Raw genomic sequence first — 6,084 nt, 5'->3', positions numbered from 1 at the left:
GTGAACAGGGTGCCGCGCGCGTTGAGCCAGAAGGCGCGGTGGAACTGTTCCTCGGTGATCTCGCCGAGGACGGCGGGTTCGCCCATCCCGGCGCTGGCCCACAGCACGTCGATCGAGCCCTTTTCCCTCTTGACGGTGTCGTACAAGCGGTCCAGGTCACCCAGTTCGGCCGCGTCACCCTGGACGGCGGTGACGTTGCGGCCGATCAGCTTGACGGCGTCGTCCAGTGCTTCCTGCCGCCGGGCCTGGAGGAAGACGTGCGCTCCTTCCTCGACGAACAGTTTGGCGCCAGCCAGTGCCATGCCGGTGGATCCGCCGGTGATCACCGCTACCTTGCCATCGAGCTTTCCCACGATCACTCCGTTGAATTGATGGGTATCCGAAACAGTTCAGTTCTGAGAAACCGAACTCGTTGCGATTCGGCTCCGTCCATGCCGTCAGCCGGCAGAGAAGTAATGGCCGTTGTCCAAATCGGCGAGCAGGCTGGGCTGGCCGGGTTCCCAGCCGAGGGTCCGGCGGGTGATGAGGTTGGACGCCGGGTAGTTCTGCGTGACGATGTTCGCGAGGAACCCAAAGTATGCAGGCACCATCAGTACGTCCGAGGGAACGCTCGCGGCGGGCAGGCCGAGACGACCGCCAATGGCCTCGGCGATCTCGCGGAGCGGGATGGCCCCGTCCCCAACCGCGTGCCAGTATTTGCCAGCCGGCCCCTTCTCCAGCGCCAGGCGGAATAAGGAGGCGACATCGCGGACGTGCACGGCGTTCCACAGGTTCGCGCCGTCTCCGGGGTAGCCGACGAAACCCTTCTCCTTCGCGAGCGCGATCAGCTGCACGAGGAAGCCGGCACGATCGGTCGTGCTGTGCGCGATGTTGGCAATCCGGACGACCGAAGACCGCACTCCCCGCTCGGCGAGGCCGACTACGGCGGTTTCCACGACGTTACGAACCCGCAGGGTGCCCTTGTACTCATCGCCGCCGGGAAGGGCCGGGTCCTCCTCGGTGGCCGGTCGGCCCAGGTTTCCTGGCGAGCCGATGCTCCCCGCCGCGACCAGCGGCTTTCCGGTTCCCGCCAACGCCTCGCCGTACGCGAGCATGATCGGGAGCTCCGCGGCGGCCACAGCGTCGATCCCGCCGGAGGGAAGCAGGTCTTGCCTGTGCGCGACGTGGATGACGCCGTCGGAGTCCGCGGCCGCCTCCTTGAGCCCATCGAGATCCTCGAGGTCGCCGCGGCGCACCTTCGCGCCGAGCGCGGACAGCGCCGCGGCGGACGTGTCCGACCTGGCCAGGCCGGTGACCTCGTGCCCGGCGGCGACGAGCTCGGGGATGATGTACGAACCGGAATGGCCGGTCCCGCCAGTGACGAATACGCGCACGCTACTGCTCCTTGTGAATGATGTGGCGCGAGAAGTGGTGGTGCGGTGCGCTCAGCTGAGAATGCTGACGCCGAGGAAGAAGTTGGTGTGCTTGACGGAGTGGGCGACGAGGCCCAATTGCAACAAGGCGACGTTCTCCAGTGTCCGCGCCATTGGCAGCTGCCCGGTGTCCATCGGGCGCAGTCCCAGGCTCTCGATGAACGCCGACACGCGTGTCTTTGCTTGCGCGTCGTCGCCGGCGATGAACACGTCCACTAGGCGGCCATCGGCTGGGCCGGCCGCCAGAACATGGGAGAACAGGGTGTTGAACGCCTTCACAACGTGCGCGCCGGCGGGGGCGGCCTTGGCGATCTCCTGTGCGCCGGAACTGCTGTCGGGGGTGACAAAGCCCTGGAAATCGGGGGAGACGGGGTTGGTGATGTCGATGATGACCTTGCCGCGTAGTGCGTCCCCGTACTCGCTGACCACGGTAGCCGCGCTGGCGTACGGCACGGCGAGGATGATGATGTCCCCGACCGGAGCGGCGCCGGTCGTCCCGGCAGTCGCGCCGAGCGCGGCGGCCAACTCCTTGGCCTTGGCCTGGTCGCGGCCGATGATCTCGACGGCGTTGCCGCCGGCGAGCGCCCGGTCAGCCAGGGCGCTGGCCATGTTCCCCAGGCCGATGATGCTGATGCTGCTCACGGAGTTCCTGCTTTCTGGAGCTGGATCGGACGCCATGCCCGCCCCGTCGTTATTAACGGTTACGTCGTCGACGCCGTCGAATGACGCGGTGGACGGCGCTCAATTCCTGATGTGCTCATTCTGGGTCTGGGCCCTGCTATCAAGTCCCGATGTCGAATTCTTATGCCGAATTCGCTCGGGTCCCATTGACGATGCCATTGGCTTGAGCGTGTGTCCAAGACTTCTTTCAGTCGTGGTGATAACCTGGAGGCATCACCGGACCGGGAGGCGCCATGGATCTGGACCTGCGCAAACTGCGCTACTTCGTCGCCGTGGCCGACCGGTTGCACTTCGGCAGCGCCGCCGATGAGCTGCATATCGCGCAGCCGGCGCTCAGCCGCCAGATCCGCGCGCTGGAGCAGGATCTCGGCGCCTCGCTGTTCACCAGGGATCGCCACGGCGTGGAGCTGACCGACGCGGGCCGACAACTGCTGGCCGACGCCGGTCCGCTGCTCGCCTCCGCGCACGCGGTCCGCCGCCGGGTGTCCGTGGCCGCCCGCGGCACCCGGCGGCTGGTCGTCGGCTTCCGGGCCGGCATCCCGGTCATCCCGGCGACGCGGGCGTTCGAGGCCCAGCATCCGGACGTGGTCGTGGACGTGCAGCGGATGGAATGGGACGACCAGGCCCCGATGCTGCTCGACGGCCGCGTCGACGTCGGCTATGTGCGGCTGCCCATCGACGAGACCGGCCTGCGCCTGACTCCGCTGTACACCGAGCCGCTCATGGTGGTACTGCCCGCCGGTCACCGGTTGGCCGGCAAGGAGGAGGTCGCCGAGGCTGACCTGGCCGGTGAGCCGCTGGTCTGGCATGGCGACCCGAGCACGCAGCCCACCAGGCGCCCGCACCCCGACTCCGGGCTCCGAGCGCGCGGGATGGAGGAGACGCTCGAGCACGTCGCGGCCGGCCGGGGCATCTCGTTCGTGGGGCGTTCGGCGACCGTGTTCTACTCGCGTCCGGACATCAGTTACGTGCCCATCCCGGAACTTGCGCCCGACCAGGTGTGCCTCGCGGTGGCGGCGGCACGCACGTCGCCGCTCGCCGACGACTTCTTCACCGCGGCGCAGGCGACGGCCGAGATCACGGCAGAATGTGGGAACTATGATTTGGGTGCGGCTGTCGTGGAGTGATCACGCGGCCAGTGGGATGAGCCCGTCGAGGTGTATCTGCATCCCAGCCGGGCGGGAACCAGTGGCCCGGCGTGATATTGGGTGTCCGCGGTGCGGGGCAACGTGATTCCGGCGGCGGCGTAGGCGGCCTTGGTCAAGCCGGTGCTTGGCGGTGGACATGATCGCGCTCGAGACCCCGCACCGCCTGCGGCTGACCCTCGACACGACCGGCCGCTCGCACAGCTGCGCATGGACACCGCTGACCTCAGTGCAGGCACAGCAGAGATCGTCACTTCCTTGCCGGACTTGGCCGAGGCGGGTCTCCGTCGCCGCGTCGAACGTCCACCTCATCTGACTGGCGGAGGGGACTTATTCCTGGGGTGCGCTAATCCTCTGGTCTGCTTCGAGCGGGAGGAGACTGTTGGGGGCGTCGATGTGGACCTCGCGGCCCCGTGACTCAGGTGGCTTGATGCCGTCCGGTGGGCAGTCGTCGGGGTGGCGGAAGCCCGCGGTCGGCTTATGTACCGCACGATGGTGCATCGTCGCCGGGTGTGTCACGCCCACCGCGTAAGCCAGAGGTGTACCCAGATCGACTGGACTTCGCCGCCATTCGCGCTTCGGCGGCGGCCACGCGTGTCATGGCCCCGTGAAACGTCTCGGGCGTGCGCGGCGGCGAAGTGGTGATCGAATATCATCGGCTGGCAGAATGGGCGGACCAGATTGACCGACGGTTGCTTGGGGGACGATGTCCGAGGTCAACGCGCTGGCCGACGAGCTGCATCGGGCCGTCCTCGACCGCTTTCCCACCTCGGCGAGCGTGCAGGGCATTCCCGGCTACGGTGACCGGTTGCCCGACTACGGCGAAGTCGCGGAGGCGGAGTTCGCCGGTGTCGTGACCGGGATCGTGGAGCGGGCCGAGCGGCTGGTACCGGCCGGGTTGAGTGGCGCTGAGCGGGTCACCCGCGCGGTGGTCGTCCAGCAGGCCCGGGTGCTGATCGAGCAGGTCGAGGGCCGCTGGGCCGAGTTCACCGTGAGCGATCTGATCCTTACCCCGGTGCCCGGCCTGCTGCTGACCCTCGCCACGCTGCCGCTTACCACTGCGGAGGACGGCGAGGATTTCCTGGCCCGGTTGCGGGGGCTGCCCGCGTTCTTCGCGACGCTCGCGCAGCGGCATCGCGACGGCGTCGCCAGCGGGCTGCTTCCGGTCGCGCACCTCGTCCGGGCGGCGGTGGATCACCTCGACGAGCAACTCGCCGACCTCGGCAGTCTGCGACGGCAGCCCGAACAGGCCGGGCCGGATTTCCCGGACCGGTGCCGGGCCGTCGTGGCCGAGGTCGTCGCACCGGCCATCGCGGCCTATCGCGACGTCCTGACCGCCGAGCTCCTGCCGCGTGGCCGCGACGCGGACCACGCCGGGGTCTGCTGGTTGCCCGGCGGAGCCGGCCGCTATGCCGCGGCGGCCCGCGGGCACACGACTACCAGCCTGTCCCCGGACGAGCTGCACCGGATCGGCCTCGATGTCGTCGCTGGCCTCGTCGAGGAGTACGCGCGGCTGGGCGCGGAGACGTTCGGCACGGCCGAGTTGCCGGTGATCTTCGCCCGCCTGCGCGACGACCCGGACCTGCGTCTCGGCACCGGTGGCGAGATGGTCGCCGCCGCCCGCGAGGCGGTGCGCCGGGCCGAGGCGGCCGCGCCGGGCTGGTTCGAGGCGATGCCGTCGACGGCGTGCACGGTGACCGAGTACCCGCCGTCGAGCTCTCCGCGGACTCCGTCCGCTTATCTGGTCGGCACGCTGGACGGCTCCCGGCCGGGCACTTACTTCGTGAACACCCGGCGCCCGTCCGATGTCCCGCGGCACAAAGCGCAGGTGACGGCGTTCCACGAGGGCGTGCCCGGCCATCATTTCGAGATGACCCTCAGCCAGGAACGCACCGACCTGCCGCTGCTGCGTCGGACCGCGCAGGTGACCGCGTTCCGGGAGGGCTGGGCGCTCTATGCCGAGCGCCTGGCCGACGAGATGGGCCTCTACTTGAGCGGCCTCGATCGGTTGGGCATGCTCGCCATGGACTCCAACCGCGCCGCCCGCCTCGTCGTCGACACTGGCCTGCACGCAAAAGGCTGGAGTCGCCGCCGGGCCGTGGAGTACTTACACGCCAACACCCCGATGGCGCCGGCGCTCATCGAGTCCGAAGTGGACCGCTACCTGTCCGAACCCGGGCAGGCACTGGCGTACATGGTCGGGCGGCTCGAGATCGGGCGGCTGCGGGACCAAGCCCGGCGCACGCTCGGCACCCGCTTCGACCTGCGCGGCTTCCACACCGCAGTCCTCTCGGAAGGCCGGATCCCGCTGTCGGTGCTCGAGGACGTCATCACCACCTGGATCACCACCGCCCAGGGGTAGGCGTCCTGGTGGCGCCGATGAGGGCTCGGCCGATGGGGTCGATCCGGATGGCCTGGCCGAAGTCGGGCGCGTCGATCATGGTCGGCGGCAGCGCGAGGCCGACGTGATGTTGCCGGGACAGGTGCCGTCCTTGGTTGGCTCCGGGGAGCCGTGGCGATCACCAAGGCAACGCATACGCGACTTTTATCACTGGTTGTTTATCCCAATTCAGTACGTTAGTCGGTTGTTCACCAACAGCCAATACCGGATCCTGGTTCTCGCTCCCCACCACGTCCCGCTACCGATGACGGGCCCACCACCCGGGCCGTCATCGCCCTGCCCGGAGGAGATCCGTCGATGAAACTGAGCCGTCCTGTCGTCGTCGCCGCGACCGCCGCACTGGTGGCCGCGCTGGCGACCACCACCGGTGCGCAAGCGCAACCGTCGAACCCCGCTGCCGCCCCGAACGCCGAAACCATGGCGGTCAACGCGGCCACCAGCCTGG

5 protein-coding genes are annotated in these 6,084 nt (G+C 68.8%); 2 read left to right on the top strand and 3 right to left on the bottom strand.

The window, feature by feature from the left end; translation table 11 throughout:
- From JWQ81_RS44085 to JWQ81_RS44075, 3 genes are all read right to left on the bottom strand, one after another.
- Positions 1 to 353 (bottom strand): SDR family oxidoreductase (locus JWQ81_RS44085; RefSeq protein ID WP_297551606.1); only part of this gene is annotated, 353 nt, incomplete at its 3' end.
- A gap of 84 nt (positions 354 to 437) precedes the next feature.
- The gene (locus JWQ81_RS44080) at positions 438 to 1,373 is read right to left on the bottom strand and encodes an SDR family oxidoreductase (protein WP_297551605.1); all 936 of its coding nucleotides are present in this window, start codon (positions 1,371 to 1,373) and stop codon (positions 438 to 440) included.
- A gap of 51 nt (positions 1,374 to 1,424) precedes the next feature.
- Entirely contained in the window at positions 1,425 to 2,054 is a 630-nt protein-coding gene (locus JWQ81_RS44075) for an NAD(P)-binding domain-containing protein (RefSeq protein ID WP_297551604.1), read from the bottom strand.
- Between the two features lie 272 nt (positions 2,055 to 2,326).
- Here JWQ81_RS44075 and JWQ81_RS44070 point away from each other — a divergent pair, with 272 nt between their 5' ends.
- A complete protein-coding gene (locus JWQ81_RS44070) occupies positions 2,327 to 3,220 on the top strand; it encodes a LysR substrate-binding domain-containing protein (RefSeq protein WP_297551603.1) in 894 nt (297 codons plus the stop codon).
- Positions 3,221 to 3,944: 724 nt separating this feature from the next.
- Positions 3,945 to 5,600 (top strand): DUF885 family protein, encoded by a 1,656-nt coding sequence (locus JWQ81_RS44065; protein WP_297551602.1) that lies wholly within the window; start codon positions 3,945 to 3,947, stop codon positions 5,598 to 5,600.
- Positions 5,601 to 6,084 lie beyond the last annotated feature (484 nt).

It is taken from the genome of Amycolatopsis sp. (genome assembly GCF_025464955.1).
Taxonomy (GTDB): Bacteria; Actinomycetota; Actinomycetes; order Mycobacteriales; family Pseudonocardiaceae; genus Amycolatopsis.
This window is presented reverse-complemented; position numbering and strand designations above follow the sequence as displayed.

Excerpts from the sequence above, each read along its gene's own strand:
- JWQ81_RS44070 (WP_297551603.1), top strand. The coding sequence starts at position 2,327 with ATGGATCTGGACCTGCGCAAACTGCGCTACTTCGTCGCCGTGGCCGAC.
- JWQ81_RS44065 (WP_297551602.1), top strand. The coding sequence starts at position 3,945 with ATGTCCGAGGTCAACGCGCTGGCCGACGAGCTGCATCGGGCCGTCCTC.